General features: G+C 73.1%; 18 protein-coding genes. 12 read left to right on the top strand and 6 right to left on the bottom strand.

The window, feature by feature from the left end:
• Positions 1 to 6: 6 nt before the first annotated feature.
• The gene (gene dapE / locus ACIO1C_RS30885; protein ID WP_401869650.1) at positions 7 to 1086 is read right to left on the bottom strand and encodes a succinyl-diaminopimelate desuccinylase; all 1080 of its coding nucleotides are present in this window, start codon (positions 1084 to 1086) and stop codon (positions 7 to 9) included.
• Between the two features lie 90 nt (positions 1087 to 1176).
• Between dapE and ACIO1C_RS30880 the strand changes: the two genes are divergently transcribed.
• Positions 1177 to 2172: a hypothetical protein gene (locus ACIO1C_RS30880; protein ID WP_401869648.1), complete on the top strand. Its 996-nt coding sequence runs from the start codon at positions 1177 to 1179 to the stop codon at positions 2170 to 2172.
• Between the two features lie 288 nt (positions 2173 to 2460).
• On the top strand, positions 2461 to 2919 hold the full coding sequence (locus ACIO1C_RS30875) for an ATP-binding protein (protein WP_401869645.1): 459 nt from the start codon (positions 2461 to 2463) through the stop codon (positions 2917 to 2919).
• Between the two features lie 93 nt (positions 2920 to 3012).
• Here the strand turns inward: ACIO1C_RS30875 and dapC are convergent, their stop codons facing one another.
• Together dapC and fdxA are read right to left on the bottom strand one after the other, a co-directional pair.
• Positions 3013 to 4107, bottom strand: a complete 1095-nt coding sequence (dapC, locus tag ACIO1C_RS30870; protein ID WP_401869643.1) for a succinyldiaminopimelate transaminase — start codon at positions 4105 to 4107, stop codon at positions 3013 to 3015.
• A 114-nt stretch (positions 4108 to 4221) separates the two neighbouring features.
• Positions 4222 to 4542 (bottom strand): ferredoxin, encoded by a 321-nt coding sequence (fdxA, locus tag ACIO1C_RS30865; RefSeq protein WP_003985062.1) that lies wholly within the window; start codon positions 4540 to 4542, stop codon positions 4222 to 4224.
• A gap of 141 nt (positions 4543 to 4683) precedes the next feature.
• Between fdxA and ACIO1C_RS30860 the strand changes: the two genes are divergently transcribed.
• A complete protein-coding gene (locus ACIO1C_RS30860; protein ID WP_401869640.1) occupies positions 4684 to 5685 on the top strand; it encodes a GNAT family N-acetyltransferase in 1002 nt (333 codons plus the stop codon).
• Between the two features lie 51 nt (positions 5686 to 5736).
• A complete protein-coding gene (locus ACIO1C_RS30855; protein ID WP_401869693.1) occupies positions 5737 to 6585 on the top strand; it encodes a tetratricopeptide repeat protein in 849 nt (282 codons plus the stop codon).
• Positions 6586 to 6618: 33 nt separating this feature from the next.
• Here the strand turns inward: ACIO1C_RS30855 and ACIO1C_RS30850 are convergent, their stop codons facing one another.
• Genes ACIO1C_RS30850 through ACIO1C_RS30840 form a run of 3 tightly spaced genes read right to left on the bottom strand, consistent with a single transcriptional unit; the run spans position 6619 to position 10503 of the window.
• Positions 6619 to 7581 carry an SDR family NAD(P)-dependent oxidoreductase gene (locus ACIO1C_RS30850; protein ID WP_401869638.1) on the bottom strand — a complete coding sequence of 321 codons (963 nt, stop codon included), beginning with the start codon at positions 7579 to 7581 and terminating at the stop codon, positions 6619 to 6621.
• 43 nt (positions 7582 to 7624) lie between these two features.
• Positions 7625 to 8209 carry a TetR/AcrR family transcriptional regulator gene (locus ACIO1C_RS30845; RefSeq protein WP_401869635.1) on the bottom strand — a complete coding sequence of 195 codons (585 nt, stop codon included), beginning with the start codon at positions 8207 to 8209 and terminating at the stop codon, positions 7625 to 7627.
• Between the two features lie 41 nt (positions 8210 to 8250).
• Positions 8251 to 10503, bottom strand: coding sequence for a prolyl oligopeptidase family serine peptidase (locus ACIO1C_RS30840; RefSeq protein ID WP_401869632.1), 2253 nt, complete (start codon positions 10501 to 10503; stop codon positions 8251 to 8253).
• Positions 10504 to 10660: 157 nt separating this feature from the next.
• Here ACIO1C_RS30840 and ACIO1C_RS30835 point away from each other — a divergent pair, with 157 nt between their 5' ends.
• From ACIO1C_RS30835 to ACIO1C_RS30800, 8 genes are all read left to right on the top strand, one after another.
• Positions 10661 to 10855, top strand: a complete 195-nt coding sequence (locus ACIO1C_RS30835) for a hypothetical protein (RefSeq protein ID WP_161310061.1) — start codon at positions 10661 to 10663, stop codon at positions 10853 to 10855.
• A 45-nt stretch (positions 10856 to 10900) separates the two neighbouring features.
• Positions 10901 to 11788 carry an N-acetyl-1-D-myo-inositol-2-amino-2-deoxy-alpha-D-glucopyranoside deacetylase gene (gene mshB, locus ACIO1C_RS30830; protein WP_401869629.1) on the top strand — a complete coding sequence of 296 codons (888 nt, stop codon included), beginning with the start codon at positions 10901 to 10903 and terminating at the stop codon, positions 11786 to 11788.
• On the top strand, positions 11785 to 12195 hold the full coding sequence (locus ACIO1C_RS30825; protein WP_401869626.1) for a DUF6113 family protein: 411 nt from the start codon (positions 11785 to 11787) through the stop codon (positions 12193 to 12195). The genes mshB and ACIO1C_RS30825 overlap by 4 nt, the downstream gene beginning before the upstream one ends.
• 331 nt (positions 12196 to 12526) lie before the next feature.
• On the top strand, positions 12527 to 14503 hold the full coding sequence (locus ACIO1C_RS30820; protein ID WP_401869623.1) for a hypothetical protein: 1977 nt from the start codon (positions 12527 to 12529) through the stop codon (positions 14501 to 14503).
• A 232-nt stretch (positions 14504 to 14735) separates the two neighbouring features.
• Positions 14736 to 15677, top strand: coding sequence for an ABC transporter ATP-binding protein (locus tag ACIO1C_RS30815; RefSeq protein WP_401869620.1), 942 nt, complete (start codon positions 14736 to 14738; stop codon positions 15675 to 15677).
• Positions 15674 to 16411, top strand: coding sequence for an ABC transporter permease (locus tag ACIO1C_RS30810; protein WP_401869617.1), 738 nt, complete (start codon positions 15674 to 15676; stop codon positions 16409 to 16411). The genes ACIO1C_RS30815 and ACIO1C_RS30810 overlap by 4 nt, the downstream gene beginning before the upstream one ends.
• 92 nt (positions 16412 to 16503) lie before the next feature.
• On the top strand, positions 16504 to 17625 hold the full coding sequence (locus ACIO1C_RS30805; RefSeq protein ID WP_401869691.1) for a sensor histidine kinase: 1122 nt from the start codon (positions 16504 to 16506) through the stop codon (positions 17623 to 17625).
• 48 nt (positions 17626 to 17673) lie between these two features.
• Entirely contained in the window at positions 17674 to 18288 is a 615-nt protein-coding gene (locus ACIO1C_RS30800; RefSeq protein WP_401869614.1) for a response regulator transcription factor, read from the top strand.
• Positions 18289 to 18437 lie beyond the last annotated feature (149 nt).

Raw genomic sequence — 18437 nt, 5'->3', positions numbered from 1 at the left:
AATACGTCAGGCGGTGAGCCACTCCCGCAGCCGGTTCTCGCAGTGGGTGATCCGCTCGACCGCCACGTGTTCGTCCCGTTTGTGGGCGAACAGCGGGTTGCCGGGGCCGTAATTGACGGCGGGGATCCCGAGCCCGCCGAAGCGCGCCACGTCCGTCCAGCCGAACTTGGGCCGGGCCGTGCCGCCGACCGCCGCCATGAAGGCCGCCGCGGCGGGGTGGGAGAGGCCGGGGAGGGCCGCCCCCGAGTGGTCGTCCACGACGAACTCCGCGACACCGCAGCCGTCGAAGACCTCGTGGACGTGGGCCAGGGCCTCCGCCTCGCCGCGGTCGGGGGCGTAGCGGTAGTTGACGGTGACCGTGCAGGAGTCGGGGATGACGTTGGTGGCGACGCCGCCCTCGATCCGTACGGCGTTGAGGCCCTCCCGGTACTCCAGTCCGTCGATCACGGGCCTGCGGGGCTCGTACGCGGCGAGCCGGGCGAGGATCGGCGCGGCGGCGTGGATCGCGTTGGACCCCATCCAGCCGCGCGCGGAGTGGGCGCGTTCGCCCTCCGTACGGAGGAGGACCCGCAGGGTGCCCTGGCAGCCGCCCTCGACCTCGCCCTCGGAGGGCTCCAGCAGGATGGCGAAGTCGCCCTCCAGCCAGTCGGGGTGGGCGTCGGCGACGTGCCCGAGGCCGTTGAGGTCGGCGGCGACCTCTTCGTTGTCGTAGAAGAGGAACGTGAGGTCGCGGTTGGGCTCGGGGACCGTCGCGGCGATGCGCAGCTGGACGGCGACGCCCGACTTCATGTCGCTGGTGCCGCAGCCCCACAGGATGCCGTCGCCGTCGAGCCGGGAGGGCACGTTGTCCGCGATGGGGACGGTGTCGATGTGTCCGGCCAGGACGATCCGCTCGCCGAGCCCCCGGTTCGTACGGGCCACGATGTTGTTGCCGTACCGCTCGACGGTCAGGTGCGGCAGCGGGCGCAGCGCCAGCTCGATCGCGTCGGCGAGGGCTTTCTCGTCGCCGCTGACCGAGGGGAAGTCGACGAGGGCGGCGGTGAGCGCCGGTCCGTCCAGGGTGAGGTCGAGCGCGGTGTCGGACATGGACAGGACCCTAGACGAATCGTCCGGGGTGGGGGGAATGGGCCCTGACGGACGCGATCCGGACCGGGGACCCTCCAGTACGGTGGGCGCGTGTCCGACACCGTCTCCCCCTCCCGTCGCGGCCGCCCCCTGCGGATCGCGGCCGCCTTCGCCGTCCTGCTGGGCCTGGTGGCCTATGTCGTGGTCCAGTACGTGACCGGTGGCGGCGGCCCTCCCCGGTGCACGGTCCGGGCGGCGGGTGCGGGGAGCGGCGACGGCGGTCCTGTGTACGAGATGACGCCGGAGCAGGCGGCCAACGCGGCGGTGATCTCGGCCGTGGGCACCACGCGCGGGCTGCCGGAGCGGGCGGTCACGATCGCGCTGGCGACGGCCCTCCAGGAGTCGGCCCTGCGGAATCTGGGGCACGGCGACCGTGACTCGCTGGGTCTCTTCCAGCAGCGCCCCTCCAAGGGCTGGGGTACGACGGCGCAGATCCTCGATCCGGTCTACGCGGCGGGGCAGTTCTACGACCACCTGGTCAAGGTGCCTGGCTATTCGCGGCTGCCGCTGACCGAGGCCGCGCAGCGGGTGCAGCGCAGTGGTTTCCCGCAGGCGTACGCGAAGCACGAGCCGGACGCGGCGCTGCTGTCGGCGGCGCTGACCGGCCGGGCGGCGGCGGCGCTGACCTGCTCGTCGCTGGAGAGCGCGGTGCCGGGTGATCCGGCGAAGGTACGGGCGGAGCTGGTGCGGTCGTTCGGTCCCGGGGTGCTTCCCAAGGACGCGAGCGTGTCGGCGGGGGCGCCCGCCCATGAGGTGTTCGTGCCGGTGGGAGCGGTCGTGAAGTCGGACGCCGGGGAGGACGCCGGGGAGAAGGACGCGGCCGGGGGTACCGCGAAAGGCGGCGCGGCGCAGCGGCGCGGCTGGGAGCTGGCGCAGTGGGCGGTGGCGCAGGCGTCGGTCCTGCGGATCGACGAGGTCGCCTACGCGGGCCTGGTGTGGAGCGCGAAGGACGCGGGGCAGGGCTGGCGGACGGACGGCGGGGCGGGGTCCGGTGAGACCTCGAAGGCGACGGGCGCCGCGAACGTCCAGATCCGTACCGCGCGGTAGTTCGGCCCGTCACCCGCACGAGTCCCCCGGGGGCCGGCGTGACCGCCTTTCTTCCGGCGAATCGAACGGTGTGGGCCGTCCGGGTCACTTCCCTTGCGGCGCCTGGGGAGTGACGGTTTACCACCCGCGACGGAACACACTTGTTTGCCCGTTTTTATCCGGGGCCGGCCCGGCGGCGCATTACCAACTCTTTACCCGGGCGCACCGCAACTTCCGCCGCCCTTCGAGGGGTTGTCACAGTGTCCGATCGACGGACAAGCACTGTTTCTCTCCCGTCAAAGGAGCATCATGTCCCTCCCCCTGACCCGTCGGATCGCCCGTGCCGCGCTGCTCGTCGCGGCGGGCGCAGCTCCCGTGGTCGGTGCGGCCGGCTCCGCAGGCGCCGCGGCGCTGCCGCAGACCACCGACCTCGGCGCCATCAGCGCGCTCGACGGCGCCGCCGTGGGTGACACCGTCGACAGCGGCGCCCGGACGACGACCGCCGTGGCGGGCGAAGCCGGCAGCCAGGCGGTCAAGAAGACCGTTCCCGCCGCGGGCAAGACCGTCGGCGCGGCCGGCAAGACCGTGACGCCCGCCGCGCAGAAGCTGGCCGGTGACACCGCGGGCAGCGCAGGCGAGGTGCTCGGCGAGACCGCCTCGGCCGCCTCCGGCAGCGCCGCCCCCGCCCCCGCCTCCATGCTCGGCGGCCTGCCCACCTCCGGACTCCCCACCGGCGGACTGCCGGTCGGGGGCCTGCCGATCGGCTGACCCGCGCGACGCGCCCCAGGCGTGTCCGTGACGGCGTGAAGGGGCCCGGGGAGCTGACAGCTCCCCGGGCCCCTTCACACGTGTGCCGGCCGCTCAGCCGAGCCGCTTCACCGCGGCCTCGATCCGCTCGTCGGTCGCGGTGAGCGCCACCCGTACATGACGCTCGCCCGCCGGACCGTAGAAGTCACCGGGCGCCACCAGGATGCCCAGCTCCGCGAGGTGCGCCACGGTGTCCCAGCACGGCTCGTCCCGGGTCGACCAGAGGTAGAGGCTCGCCTCGCTGTGGTCGATCCGGAAGCCGTGCGCCTCCAGCGCGGCGCGCAGGGCGTCGCGGCGGGCCGCGTACCGCTCCCGCTGCTCCCGTACGTGTGTGTCGTCGGCGAGCGCCGCGACCGTCGCCGCCTGCACGGGCGCGGGGGTCATCATCCCGCCGTGCTTGCGGATCTGGAGCAGCTCGCCGAGGACCGCCGAGTCACCGACCAGGAAGGCCGCGCGGTATCCGGCGAGGTTCGAGCGCTTGGAGAGCGAGTGGACGGCCACGATGCCGTCGTACGACCCTCCGCAGACGTCCGGGTGCAGGACGGAGACGGGCTCCGCCTCCCAGCCCAGCTCCAGGTAGCACTCGTCGCTGAAGACCAGCACGCCGTGCTCGCGCGCCCAGGCGACGATCCGGGTCAGCTCGTCCTGGCCCAGCACCGCCCCGGTGGGGTTGGACGGCGAGTTGAGCCACAGCAGCCGCAGACCGGCCGGGTCCAGCTCGGTCGGGTCGTCGTAGGGCACGGGCTCAGCGCCGCAGAGCCGCGCCCCGACCTCGTACGTCGGGTAGGCGAGCCGGGGGTACGCGACCCGGTCGCCCGCGCCGAGGCCGAGCTGGGTCGGGAGCCAGGCGACCAGTTCCTTGGAGCCGACCACCGGCAACACGTTCGAGTGGGTCACCCCGCGCGCGCCGAGCCGCGCTTCCGCCCATCCGGTGAGCGCGTCACGCAGCTCCACCGTCCCCCACACCGTCGGATAGCCGGGGGAGTTCGCGGCCCCGGCGAGGGCCCGCTGGACCGCGTCGGGGACCGGGTCGACCGGCGTGCCCACGGACAGGTCCACGATCCCGTCCGGATGGGCCGCGGCCGTCGCCTTGTAGGGCTCCAGCTTGTCCCAGGGGAAGACGGGGAGACGCGAAGAGACTGCGGACACGGTGCTCACTCTTTCTCGTACGGACGCTTTCCCGTACGGACGGACGTGCGCCGGCCACGGGAAACACCGCGGCCCCGTACGGCGGGCGCGCCGTACGGGACCGGGGGCGCGCTGTCAGCCGTTCTGGGGCGGCAGCGCGGCGATGAAGGGATGGTCCCGCTCGATGAGGCCGAGCTTGGAGGCTCCACCGGGCGACCCGAGCTCGTCAAAGAACTCCACGTTCGCCTTGTAGTAGTCCTTCCACTCCTCGGGGGTGTCGTCCTCGTAGAAGATGGCCTCGACCGGACAGACCGGCTCACAGGCTCCGCAGTCGACGCATTCGTCCGGGTGGATGTACAAGGACCGGGAGCCCTCGTAGATGCAGTCGACCGGGCACTCCTCGATGCACGCCTTGTCCTTGACGTCGACACAAGGCTGCGCGATGACGTAGGTCACGCTGTCGTTCCTCCTCGATAGGGCGGCGGCGGGCCGATCTGCGGCTCCGTCCACGGGCGCGCGGGAGCGCGGCGTCGTCGATGCCCGCATCTAGTATCTCCGTTCCTGGGCACGATCCGAACAGGAGGGGCGTACCGAGCTGTGGAATTCACCGCCGGCGGACGGTTCGAGGTCCGTATGACACAGGCTGACGTGGGCAAACGGGTATCAGTCAGACAGCTGACGGAGAACGGCGGCCCGGCGGAGAAATTCACCGACACGGTCGGCGTTCTCACATCCTGGGACGACGGTGTGCTGCTGATCACACGCAGGACCGGCGAGAGCGTCCGGGTCCCGGAATCGTCCCTGGTCGCGGGCAAGGTGGTGCCGCCCGCGCCGGCCCGGCGGCGGGGCCCCTCGGCGACGTTCGCGGAACTGGCGCTCGTCGGCGCGCGGGCCTGGCAGCCGGTGGAGAGCGAACCGCTCGGCGCGTGGCGGCTGCGCGCCGCCGCCGGATTCACCCGCAGGGCCAACTCGGTGCTGTCCCTGGGCGAGCCCGGCATACCGCTGGACGAGGCGCTGGAGCGGGTGCGGCGGTGGTACGGGGAGCGGGGGCTGCCCCCGTACATCCAGACCGCGACCGGCGCCGAGGGCACGCAGGAGGCGCTCTGCGCGGAGCTGGAGAAGCGTGACTGGTCCGCGGAGGTGAGCGCCGAGATGCGGGTCGCGGCCCTCGCGCCGCTCGGCGACCGGGACGCGGACGTGGCACGGGTGCGGCTGGACCGTACCTGCGACGAGGCGTGGCTCGGCCGCTACCAGCGCTCGTCGGAACCAGAACCGGGACCGCACGTCCTGCACGTGCTGAACAGCGGACCCTCGGTGTGGTTCGCCGGCGTCCCCGGCGAGGCCGGGAGGCCGGCCGCGATCGGCCGGTGTGTGGTCGACGGGCGCTGGGCGGGGTTCATGGCGGTGGAGGTCGGGGAGGACCAGCGGCGCCGGGGCCTGGCCACGGCCGTGATGACCGCGCTCGCGCGCCGCGCCCTGGAGGAGGGCGCGTCGGCGGCCTGGCTCCAGGTCGAGGCCGGGAACGACGGGGCGCGTGCGCTGTACGAGGGCATGGGCTTCGCGGTCCACCACCACTACCACCACTACCGGCCGGCGTGAGCGGGTGCCGGTCGTGAGGGGGTATCGGCCGTGACGGGGTACGAGTCGCCCATGGACCCGGAATCGACAGGCCGGCGGCAGCGGTTCGCCGAGGAGGCACGCGGGGAGCGCCCCGACCTGGCCACGCTGTGCCTGCTGATCGGGGCGGAGGGCGAGCCGGCCCTGGGTGAGGCGGGCCTGGACGCGGCCCAGGCGGAGCTGGACCGGCTGGCCGGGCTGCTGCCGTACGGGGTCAGGGGGTCGCGGGCGTGGGCGGCGGCCCTCGCCGAACTGCTGGGCGGACGCCTGGGCTTCCGCGGCTCCCCCGGCGACTACGACCGTCTGGAGTCCTCGCTGCTGCCCGCCGTGCTGCGGCGCAGGCGGGGGCTGCCGATCCTGCTGTCGGTGGTCTGGATGGAGGTCGCCCGGCGGGCGGGGGCGCGGGTGTACGGGGTGGCGCTGCCAGGACACTTCGTGATCGGCCTGGGCGATCCCGCCGAACAGGTGCTGGCCGACCCCTTCGCGGGCGGCAGGCCGCTCACCGGCCAGGACGCGAAGAACCTGGTCGCGGAGGCGACGGGCACCGCGCCGGGCCCCGGGGACGGCTTCTCCCCCGACCTGATCTCCCCGGCCGACCCGCTGGACATCGTGCTGCGGGTCCTGAACAACATCCGTGCCTGGGCCGCCGCCCGCCCGGAGCGCAGTGACGTGGCGCTCTGGGCGGTCGAACTCTCCCTGCTCCTGCCGTCCCACCCGGCGCGGCTGCGCTACGACCACGCGCATGTGCTGATCCAGCGCGGGGAGTTCCTCTCCGGGGCGACGGAGATGGAGGCGTACGCGGAGGTGGTGGCGGCGGTCGAGCCGTCGACGGCGGAGGCGATACGGCGCAGGGCTCGGGCGGCGCGGGCGATGCTCAACTAGGCGATGCTCAACTGGAGGCTGTCCGGGCCTTCCTCACGCGACGCCGAGGAGCCTGGTCGTCTCCGCCCACAGGAGGTCCGCCGCCTCGGGGTCGAGGGCATAGGGGGCCACTCCGCTGCGGCCGTCACCCTCCTCCGTGACGACGACGGCTTCGTTCGCGTCCTCGAAGTAGCGGCCGGTCACGCCCTGGACGAGCGGCGACGCGGCGAGCAGGACCGAGGTGGCCGCGCCCTGCTCGGCAGTCTTCCAGCCCGGGGGGACCTCCAGGCGGCGGCCCTGCTCGTCCGTGGCGCCCACGTAGCGCAGCTGGGCGTCGTCGAGGTGGCGCTGGAGGTTGGTCATGATGCCGCCGGGGTGCAGCGCGTTGGCGGTGATGCCGTCGGCGGCCCACTTCTTGGCCAGGGCCACGGCGAACAGGACGGTCGCCGTCTTCGACTGGCCGTAGGCGGACCACGCCTCGTACGGGCGCGAGACGAAGTGGATGTCGTCCAGGACGACCGGGGAGATCAGGTGGGCCGAGGAGCTGACGACGACGATCCGGGCGCCCTGGGCCGCCGTGAGCGCGTCGTGGAGGCCGAGGGTCAGGGCCACGTGGCCCAGGTGGTTCGTGGCGAACTGCGTCTCCCAGCCCTCCGGGGTCGTGGTGCGCTCGGGCAGCGCCATCACCCCGGCGTTGTTGACGAGGATGTGCAGCGGCTCCGTACGGGCGGCGGCGAACGCGCCGACGGTGGAGCGGTCGGCCAGGTCGAGGCGGGCGACGTCGACGGCGCCGCGGCCCGTGGTGGCCCTGATGTCGGCGGCGGCGCGCTCACCGGCGTCGGTGTCGCGGACGGCGAGGGTCACCCGGGCGCCGGCGGAGGCCAGGGCGCGGGCGGTCTCCCGGCCGATGCCGGAGGCGCCACCGGTGACGACGGCGTTCTTGCCGGTCAGGTCGGTGCCGGCGATCACCTCGGCGGCGGTCGAGCGGGCGTCGAAGGGGGTGGTGACACGGGACATGGCTGTGCTCCGATCGGGAGGGTGGTGGGGCGTCCGCGCGTGGTCAGCCGGCGGTGCGGCAGATCATCCGTACGGCCCGTGCGGTCCTGTCGCGGAACTCGGCGCGGGTGGCCGCGGTCTGCTTCCAGGTGAGGGCGGCCGAGAAGAGGAGGTCCATGACGTCGTCCGCGCCCAGCTCCGGGGTGAGGACGCCGGGCGGGGCCAGGGCGGCGATCCGGTCGCTGATCGTCGCCCTGGCCCGCTCCTGGTAGTCGTGGAACATGGACCCCAGCTGGGGGCCGCTGTTCTCCAGCAGCTCGCCCAGGTCCCTGGCCACCTGCGTGTCGACGTACTGGCCCATCAGCGCGTCCAGCGCGCCGACGACCCGCTCCTCGAAGCCGAGCGTCCCGTCGTCGAAGCACGCCTCCATGGCCAGCTGGGCCCGTTCCATCACGCCGCCCATCGTGGCGCGGTAGAGCTCTTCCTTGTTCGGGAAGAGCAGGTAGAGCCCCGGCCGGGAGATGCCGGCCGCCTGCGCGACCTCCGCCATCGACGTCTTCTGGAAGCCGTAGCGGCCGAAGACGCCGAGGGCGGCCGTGAGGACGGCGGCGCGTTTGGGGTCGTCGGGATCCGTCTCTGAACTGTTCACCCTTGACACATTAGACAACTTGCAGCCATCTGTCTAATGTGTCAGCGACCCGCCCCCAGGGACCGCTTGAGGAAGTCCACCTGGAGCAGCAGCAGGTTCTCCGCGACCTGCTCCTGGGGCGTCATGTGCGTGACGCCCGTCAGGGGCAGCACCTCGTGCGGGCGGCCCGCCGAGAGCAGGGCCGACGAGAGGCGCAGGGTGTGCGCCGCCACCACGTTGTCGTCGGCCAGGCCGTGGATCAGCATCAGCGGACGGGCCGGGTTCTCCGGCGCCGACAGGCCGTCGTCGGTGACCAGCGAGTTGGCCGCGTAGACCTCCGGCGCCCGGTCGGGGGTGCCGAGGTAGCGCTCGGTGTAGTGGGTGTCGTACAGCCGCCAGTCGGTGACCGGCGCGCCCGCGACCGCCGCGTGGAAGACGTCGGGGCGGCGCAGGACCGCGAGGGCGGCGAGGTAACCGCCGTACGACCAGCCCCGGATCGCCACCCGCCCGGTGTCCAGCGGGAAGCGGCCCGCCAGGTCCTGGAGCGCCTCGACCTGGTCGTCCAGGGTGAGGACGAAGTTGCCCTTGACGGCCTTCTCCCAGGCCGGGGAGCGGCCCGGCGTGCCCCGCCCGTCGGCGACCACCACCGCGTACCCCTGGTCGGCGAACCACTGCGAGGTGAGGTGGGCGTTGTGGGCGGCGACCACCCGCTGGCCGTGCGGGCCGCCGTACGGGTCCAGCAGGACCGGAAGCCGACCGTCCGACTCCTGGTAGCCGGTGGGGAGCAGGACGGCGCACGGAATGCGCCGCGCGCCCCCCTCCGTGAGCGTCACGGCCGCCGTGAGCACCGGCTGTTCGGCGTACGAGGCGACGGAGGCGACCTGTTTGCCGTCCCGGAACACCTGGGCGGAGAGCCCGGCGGCCGTCGGGCGGGCCGACACCAGGACCGTCACCCGGCCGGCCCTGACGGCGGAATGCACCCCCGCGCCCGCCGAGAAGCGCTCGATGCCCAGCTCGTTGACGCGGTAGACGTGCACCTCGCCGGTCTCGGGCTCCGCCGCCTCCTCGCCCGCCGAGGCCGAGACCAGGACGTCGTGCTCGCCGATGTCCAGCACGGCGCGCAGCTGCAACTGCGCCCCCGTGAGCGCCCGGTCGCCGACCACCAGGACCCGCGCGCCCCCTTCGTCGGCGATCCGCACCAGCCGCCCGTCGGGCGCCCAGGCGGGGGTTCCGGGGAAGAGTTCCAACCAGGCCGGGTCCTCGTCCCGGTGCACCGTCCGGGTCGTTCCGGTGGCCGGGTCCACGGCCAGGTACAGCTCACTGGTCTGGTCGCGGGACTGGACGAGCAGCAGGGGCGCGCCCGCGGCCGACCAGTGGACCCGGGCGAGGTAGGGGTGGCGGGCCCGGTCCCAGGTGACCTCCGTACGCTCCCCGCCGAGGTCGTCAATACGCCGTCCGCCCCCGTCCTCCGTACGCTCCCCGTCCCCGTCGTCCGAGGCCTGAGCCCCGTCCGCCCCCGCCGGCCCGTGCAGGCCGACCAGGAACAGCCGTACCTCCGCGTTGGGCGTCCCCGCCGCCGGGTACGCGGCCTTCACCGGCTCCCGGTCCGGGTGCGCCGGATCGGCGGTCCACCAGCGGTGCACCGGGGCCGTGTCGACGCGGGCGACCAGCAGCCGGTCGGACTCGGGCGACCACCAGTAGCCGCGCGAGCGGTCCATCTCCTCGGCCGCGATGAACTCCGCCCGGCCGTACGTGACGTTCTCCGGGTCCTCGTCACCCCCGGGGGCCGCCAGCGCCCGGTCCCCCTCGCCGTCGGCCCCGACGACCCGCAGGGCGCCGCGCGCCGTGTAGGCGATGTACCGCCCGTCGGGCGAGGGCCGGGGGTCGATGACCGGTCCCCGTACGGGCAGCGCGCGGGCGGTCCCGGCGCGCAGCTCGGCCGCGAACAGCCGCCCGGACAGGGCGAAGGCGGCCAACTCGACCGCGCCGTCCACCGCGTAGCCGACAATTCCGGCCGATCCTTCGCGGCTCCGCTCACGCCGGGCGCGTTCTTCGGCCGAAAGCCGCTCGGTGGCACCGGCGAGCAGCGTCGCGGGGTCTGCGGCGACCCGTTCGGCGGGTCCGCCCCCCGCGGCCGTACCTCCGTCGAGGTCCAGCACCCAGAGGCGGTTCACCCGGTCCGTCCCGTCGGCGGACCGCAGGAAGACCACCCGCGCTCCATCGGGTGACACGGTGAACGCGCGAGGGGCGCCCAGGCTGAACCGCTGGGTCCTGGCGTACTGACGCGGGAACGAGAGCTGCTGCCTCAAGGTCATGTGACCGAATCTAGTATCCGTGCGCCCCCTTGTGCTGCTGTGCACCGATCAATGCGTACCAACGGATAGTTATGATCCGTAGCGCTAGGTGGGTAGGAATCTGTCGGCACATGCGTCCTGCGATGTCCGGGCTGAATATTTATGGAGGTGAACCGTCGTGGCACTCTCGATTTCGGCGGTGGTGCTGCTGGCGGTCATTGTCTTCCTGCTGATCCGGAAATCCGGGCTCAAGGGAGGGCACGCGGTCGTCTGCATGCTGCTCGGCTTCTATCTGGCCAGCTCCTCCATGGCCTCCACCATCAGCGAACTCACCACGAACGTGGCGGGGATGATCGGCGGCATCAAGTTCTGACCGGGGCGTGTCGGGCGGGCGGAGCCCGCCTCGTACGCTGTCCCCATGACCGATCCAGCCGCCCGCCGTCTGCTGCTGGTGCACGCGCACCCGGACGACGAGTCGATCAACAACGGGGCCACGATGGCCCGCTACGCGGCCGAGGGCGCCCGGGTCACGCTCGTGACCTGCACCCTTGGCGAGGAGGGCGAGGTCATCCCGGCCGCTCTCGCGCACCTGGCGGCCGACCGGGAGGACCGTCTCGGCGACCGCAGGACCGGTGAACTCGCGGCCGCGATGAAGGAGCTGGGGGTCGCCGACCACCGCTTCCTGGGCGGCCCGGGGCGGTTCAGGGACTCCGGGATGATGGGGCTGCCCCAGAACGACCGCGAGGACGCCTTCTGGCACGCGGAGCCGGACACCGCCGCCGCGCACCTTGTCGCGGTGATCCGTGAGGTCCGTCCGCAGGTGCTGGTGACGTACGACCCCCACGGCGGGTACGGACATCCCGACCACATCCAGGCCCACCGCGTCGCGACGCGCGCCGCGGAGCTGTCCGGCGACGTCGGTTTCCGGCCGGATCTCGGAGCGCCCCACACCATCGCCAAGATCTACTGGAACCGCGTGCCGCGCTCGGTCGCGGAGGAGGGTTTCGCCCGGCTGCGCGCGGCCGGTGACCTCTTCCCGGGTGTCGCCGAGGTCGGCGACCTGCCGGGTGTGGTGGACGACGCGGAGATCACCGCGGAGGTCGACGGTACGGCGTACGCGGAGCGCAAAGCGGCCGCGATGCGTGCCCACGCCACCCAAATCGCCGTGGACGGGCCGTTCTTCGCCCTCTCCAACGGCCTCGGGCAGCCGCTCTTCGCCACCGAGTACTACCAGTTGGCGCACGGCACGTCCGGGGCGCCCGCGGGTGTGCGGGAGACCGACCTGTTCGCGGGTACGGTCGCATGAGCGGGCAGCGCGAACCCGGGCCGTACGGCACCACGCCGGCAGGACCGGGACGTATCGCCGCTTATCTTCTCCTGCTGGTGCTCGGCGCGGTGGTGGGGATCGCCGGTTCGCTCGTCCAAGGCGGTTGGTTCCCCGGCGGTTTGCTGCTCGCGCTGGTCGCCACGGCGGCGGTTTTCACCGGTGGGATGCGGGTAACCGGCACGCAGCTGGGCGTCGGAGCGCCCGCGGCGGGCTGGTTGGTGGCGGTCATCCTGTTGAGTATCGGCAGACCTGAGGGGGACGGAGCCTTCGCCGCGGGCCTCGGACCGCTCGTCTACCTGCTCGGCGGGATGGTGGTGGCTGTGATCTGTGCCACCATGTCGCGGTTGCCGCAACCGGGCCCGAAGTCCGGCCGACTTGGGAAGTGACGCGCCCGTCTGCTGCTGAATTGACCGTGTCCGTCACACCGCCGGGGCTCTCGCTCCGTACGGTCGTCGGTTACGGGTCGGCGCAGCCCAGTATGGTGGTGCGCGCTCCGGGCCGTCCCCTCCTGCATGGGGGACCGAGAAGTTGAGTGCCAGTAAGAACGGGCGGCGGAGCCAACCGGGAGAACCTGCTTTGAGTCGTGAAACTGACAGTTCGTCCTCCGGGCCCCAGGGGCGCGGCGGAGCAGCGTACCCCTCGGGGACACCGCCGTACGGATCCCGCCAGTATCCGTCGCCGCATCCCCAGCAGGACGCCTCGGAGGAGACCGGCGTCATGCCCGTCCCCCAGCCGGACGAGCCCAGAACCGAGACCACGCTGACCACCCGCATCCGGATCAACATCCCGGGTTCGCGGCCGATCCCCCCTGTCGTGATGCGTACGCCCATGGGCGACGGCGAGGGCACGGACGGCCGCGGCGCGGCCGCCGCCGCCGCCGAGCAGACGGGCACGTTCGCGCGCCCCGACGCCGGCCCGGAGCGGCAGGACGAGGCCGACGCGCGGCCCGAAGGGGCCGCGGAGGACGGCGCGGCGACGCCCACCAGCGACTGGTTCGCGCCACGCAAGGGCTCGAACGCGCCCCCGCCCGGCGTCGGCATGGGCGCGGGAGCGGCCGCCGTCGCGGGCACCCCGGGCCAGTCCCCGGCGGGCCAGGGCGGTGGCGAGGGCCGTCCCGAGCTGCCGTACCACCCCGAGGGGCAGCGGCAGACGCCGCACAGCTCCCTCGGCGACCTCGACACCGGGGCCGGTCCGCGCCCCGGAGCGGGGGGCAACGCCTTCACTCCGGGCGGGCACACCCCGCCGGGCGGTTTCCGGCCACCCGGGGACGGGCCCAACGGCCCGACCACGGGTCCGGTCACGGGCAGTTCGCCGCTGACCACCCCGCCCTCGGCCTTCACCCCGCCGGGGACCGGCCACGGCGCCCCCGGGTCCGGGCAGGGTCCCGGCGCGTTCGGCGGGGGTCCCGGCGGTCCGCCGCGGATGTCCGACGACACCGCCGTACTGACCCCGCAGGTGCACGCCCCCGAGCCGTCGCCCGGCGGCGGCCATGTCTCGGGCGACACCCTCACCAGCGGTATCCCCGTGGTCCCGCCGGAGCACCGCTCGCCGTTCCCGGGCTCGGCCCCGGGCGCCGGCGGCCCGCCCCCCGGCCGGACCGCGCACCCGGACGACCCGGCCGGCCGCGGCCAGGACGCCGACCGGGCGATGCCGTCCTTCCCCGGCGGCACCGGCACCACCCCCGCCGCGCCTGGCGGCCCGTCCTCCGCCCCGCGCCCCAAGGCCGCCGCCGCCCCGGCGCCGAAGAAGAAGGGCCGCTCCAAGCTGGTCCTGCTGACCGTCGCGCTGGTCGTGGTGGCCGGCGGCTTCTACGGCGCGGGCCTGCTGATGAACCACTCCGCGGTCCCCAAGGGCACCACGGTCCTCGGTGTGGACATCGGCGGCGGCACCCGCGACCAGGCGGTCAACGTCCTCGACACGCGCCTCGGCAAGCTCGCCGCGACCCCGATGGAACTGAGTGTCGGCGGCAAGACGGAGAAGCTGCCGCCGGACAAGGCGGGCCTCACGCTGGACAGCCAGGCGACCGTCAGGAACGCCGCGGGCAGCGACTACAACCCCGTGTCGGTGATCGGCTCGCTCTTCGGCGGCAAGCGGATCGTGGAGCCGGTGATCCCGGTGGACGAGGAGAAGCTGAGCGTCGCGCTCACCGACCTGGCCGGGGTCTCGGGCTCCGCCAGGGAGGGCACGATCAGGTTCGAGCCGGGCAAGGCCGTCGCCGTACCGGGCAAGGCCGGTGAGTCGCTGGACGTCAAGCGGTCGATGCTGTCCGTGCAGGACGCGTACCGGGCGCAGGTCCAGACGGGCAAGGTGACGGTCGTCGAGCTGCCCGTCACCACCCGCCAGCCGGTGATAAGCCAGGCGGAGATCGACCGGGCGATGAAGGAGTTCGCGGAGCCCGCGATGTCCGACCTGGTCACGATCCAGGCGGGGGGCAAGCAGATCCAGTTCGGTCCCGCGAAGTCCCTCCCCAAGATCCTGTCCATGAAGGCGGTCGACGGGAAGCTCGTCGAGTACTACGACCGGAAGGCCATCGACCAGCTGCTCGAAGGTGTCTTCGACGGCATCACGGTCACCCGCGCCGACGGCCAGGAGCACCCGGTCAACTCCGCGGACGTGGCCCTCGCCATGCAGAAGGCGCTGCGCGGCAAGACGCCCGCGGAGCGCACGCAGGAGATCAACCTCGACCCGAGCTGACGACGGTCGGGCGCCGTGCGACAGGCGCTCGCCCACCGCTCTCCCCGGAGCCCCCGCCCCTCACCGGGCGGGGGCTCCGTCCTTTCCCGGAGACCCGGAGACCCGGACACCCGGAGACCCCGAGACCCGGACACCGAGACCCGAAGACGTGTGCGGAAGATGACGGATGTCATACGGGGTCCACGACCCGGGACACTGACGCCGGTACGGCTCCGGGCGCCACGATGAGTCCATGACGACGACCACCGCACCCCCCACCACGACGTCCGTCGTGCGCTTCGAGGACGTGCACAAGCGGTACGGCGCCGTGCACGCCGTCGCCGGCCTGTCCCTCACGCTGCGCCCGGGCGAGACCGTGGCGCTCCTCGGCCCCAACGGCGCCGGCAAGTCCTCCGCCCTCGACCTGCTCCTGGGCCTGAGGAACGCCGACTCCGGCACGGTGACCCTGTTCGGCACGAGCCCCCAGGAGGCCCTCGCGGCGGGCCGGGTCGGGGCCATGCTCCAGAGCGGCGGGCTGATGGAGGAGGTCAGGGTGAGGGAGCTGGTCAAGCTCGCCTGCGACCTGCACCCCAAGCCGTATCCGGTCTCCGAGGTGCTGGCCAGGGCCGGGATCACCCAGATCGCCGACCGTATGGTCCACAAGCTCTCCGGCGGCCAGGAGCAGCGGGTCCGCTTCGCGCTCGCCACCGCCGGCGCCAACGACCTGATCGTCCTGGACGAGCCGACCACCGGCATGGACGTCACCGCCCGCCAGGCCTTCTGGGCGACGATGAAGGAGCAGGCGGACCAGGGCCGTACGGTCCTCTTCGCCACCCACTACCTGGAAGAGGCCGACGCGATCGCCGACCGGGTGCTGGTCCTCTACAAGGGCCGGCTGCTGGCGGACGGGACGGCCGCCGAGATCAAGGCGAAGGCCGGCGCCCGCCGGATCTCCTTCGACCTGGACCCCGGCGAGCACGGCGTGATCGACGAGAACGACCTGCGTGAGCTGCCGTTCCTGAGCACGCTGTCCGTCTCGGGGACCACCGTGCGGATCCAGTCGCACGACGCCGACGCGACCGTGCACGCGCTGTACCGGGCGGGTCTCTACCCGCAGAACCTGGAAGTGGCCGGGCTGGGCCTGGAGCAGGCCTTCGTCGCCCTCACCGAGGCCGAGGAGGCCAGGACCGCGTGAACACCCTGATCAAGCTGGAGATCACCCGCACCCTGCGGAACAAGAAGTTCATGTTCTTCTCCGTGATCTACCCGGCGGTGCTGTTCCTCGTGATCGCGGGCCCCCAGGACAACGGCGAGGTGCCTGGCACCGATCTGTCCCTGGGCGCCTTCTACATGGTCGCCATGGCCTCCTTCGGCGCCCTCACCGCCGTCCTGATGGGCAACAGCGAGAAGATCGCCAAGGAGCGGGAGAAGGGCTGGGTCCGGCAGCTGCGGCTGACCGCCCTGCCGGGGCGCGGCTATGTGCTCGCCAAGATCGCGAGCTCGGCCGTCGTCGCGCTGCCGTCCATCCTGATCGTCTTCGTCGTCGCGGGGATCTCCAAGGGCGTGCGCCTGGAGGCCTGGCAGTGGCTCGCGCTGACCGGGGTCATCTGGGCCGGCAGCCTGGTCTTCGCCGCGCTGGGGGTGGCCGTCGGCTACCTCGCCTCGGGGGACGCGGTCCGGCCGGTCACGATGATCCTGTACTTCGCGCTGTCCATCCTGGGCGGGCTGTGGCTGCCCACCACCACGTATCCGCGGTGGCTCCAGAACATCGCGGAATGGCTGCCCACCCACGCCTACGCGGCCCTCGGGCAGGCCGTCGAGCTGGGCGGCTCGCCGCACCCCAAGGACGTCGCGATCCTGGTCGCGTACTTCGCGCTCTTCGCCGGTGGCGCCGCCTGGCTCTACCGGAAGGACACACTGAAGGCGTGAGAACGAAGACCTTCGCGCCCGTGGGGCAGCCACCGGAGCAGTCCCGCGCCGGGCAGCCACCGGAGCAGTCCCGCCAGACCCTGGTGAAGCTGATGTGGATCGGCATCTGGCTCGCCTTCCTGGGCGCCCCGCTGAGCGACATCTTCAGCGGCGCGCACACACCCGGGGTGGATGTGCTCGGCGGGCTCGGGCTGACCGCCTTCGTCGCGGTCTACCTGGGCCTGATCTTCCGGCACACCGCGAGGACGCTCGACCCGCGGACGGTCTACGCGGCGCTGGCCCTCATGTTCGCCCTCTCGCTCCTGCTCTCGGCGACGCTGGACTCGCCGTGGCTGGTCCTGTTCGTGTACACGTCGGTGGCGGCCGGGGCGGCGCTGCCGCCGTCCTTCGCCAGGCCGGCGATCCTCGTCGCGGTGGCCGCGATGGTGGTGACCGGCCTGTGGACGGACGAGGGGCGCGACTTCGTCACCTCCCTGGTGATCCCCGCGCTGCTCGGCGGCTTCGCTATGTCGGGCGTACGGCAGCTGGTGCGTACGACCGTCGAGCTGCGCGAGGCGCGGGCCACCGTCGCCCAGCTCGCCGCCAACGAGGAACGGCTGCGGCTGGCGCGGGACCTGCACGATCTCCTCGGCCACTCCCTCTCGCTGATCACCCTCAAGAGCGAGCTGGCGGGCCGGATGCTCCCCGCGCGGCCGGAGCGGGCCGCCGAGCAGGTCGCGGACATCGAGCGGGTCAGCCGCCAGGCGCTCACGGACGTACGGGAAGCCGTGTCCGGCTACCGCAGGCCCACGCTGCCCGGGGAGCTGGCGGGGGCCCGTACGACGCTGGCGGTCGCCGGCATCACCGCGGACGTGCCGACCGGCCTGCCGCCGGGCCTGCCGGACGGCGGGCTCCGCGAGAAGAGCGAGGCGGCGCTCGCCTGGTCGCTGCGGGAGGCGGTCACCAATGTCGTACGGCACAGCGCGGCGCGCCGCTGCGTGGTCTGCCTGACGCCGCGCCAGACGCTGGAGGGGCCCGTGCTCGAACTCACCGTGGAGGACGACGGCGTGGGGACGGCCGGGACGGGCACCGCCGGGTTCGGCAACGGCCTGACCGGCCTGACCGAGCGCCTCGGCGAGGTCGGCGGAACGCTGGAGACGGGGTCGACGCGGGGCGGATTTGTCCTGACCGTCCGCGCCCCGCTGACCCCTGCCCCGGACGGCCCCTTGCGCTGAGGAAACCGGCCCGCCCCAGGGCGGGACCGCGCTGTCTACTCTGGCCCCATGGTGAGACCCGTGAGAGTCCTCCTCGCCGAGGACCAGTCGATGGTGCGCGAGGCGCTGGCCGCGCTGCTCGGCCTTGAGCCGGACATCGAGGTGGTCGCGCAGGTGGCGCGCGGTGACGAGGTGCTCGCGGCGGCGCGCGCCCAGGAGGTGGACGTCGCCCTCCTGGACATCGAGATGCCCGGGATGACCGGGATCGAGGCGGCGGCGGTCCTGCACGAGGAACTGCCCGGGCTCAAGGTGGTCGTGCTGACCACGTTCGGCCGGCCCGGCTATCTGCGCCGCGCGATGGAGTCGGGGGCGGACGCCTTCCTGGTCAAGGACGCGCCCGCGGCCCAACTGGCCGATGCCGTACGGCGGGTCCTCGCCGGGGAGCGGGTCATCGACCCGACCCTGGCGGCGGCGGCCCTGGCGGACGGCGCGAATCCGCTGACGGACCGGGAGCGCGGGATCCTGCGGGCGGCGGCGGACGGCTCGACCAACGCGGAACTGGCCGCGGCCCTGCACCTGTCCCAGGGCACCGTCCGCAACTACCTGTCGACGGCGATCCAGAAACTGGCGGCCCGCAACCGCGCGGAGGCGGTCCGGATAGCGCGGGAGAAGGGCTGGCTCTAGGCGGCGCCCCGCCGGCCGGAGAAGACGTGCCCGCACGGCAACCGGCCGGGACCCTGGAGTCCCGGCCGGTTTACGGCACCCGCACGGCCGTACGTTGTTCAGACTGACGCGTCCGTATATCGGTACCGGGTCCGTCAAGTTGCCTGCGT

This window comes from Streptomyces sp. NPDC087420, assembly GCF_044744165.1.
GTDB lineage: Bacteria > Actinomycetota > Actinomycetes > Streptomycetales > Streptomycetaceae > Streptomyces.
Note: the sequence above shows the minus strand (reverse complement) of the source record. Positions and strands in the feature narration are given on the sequence as shown.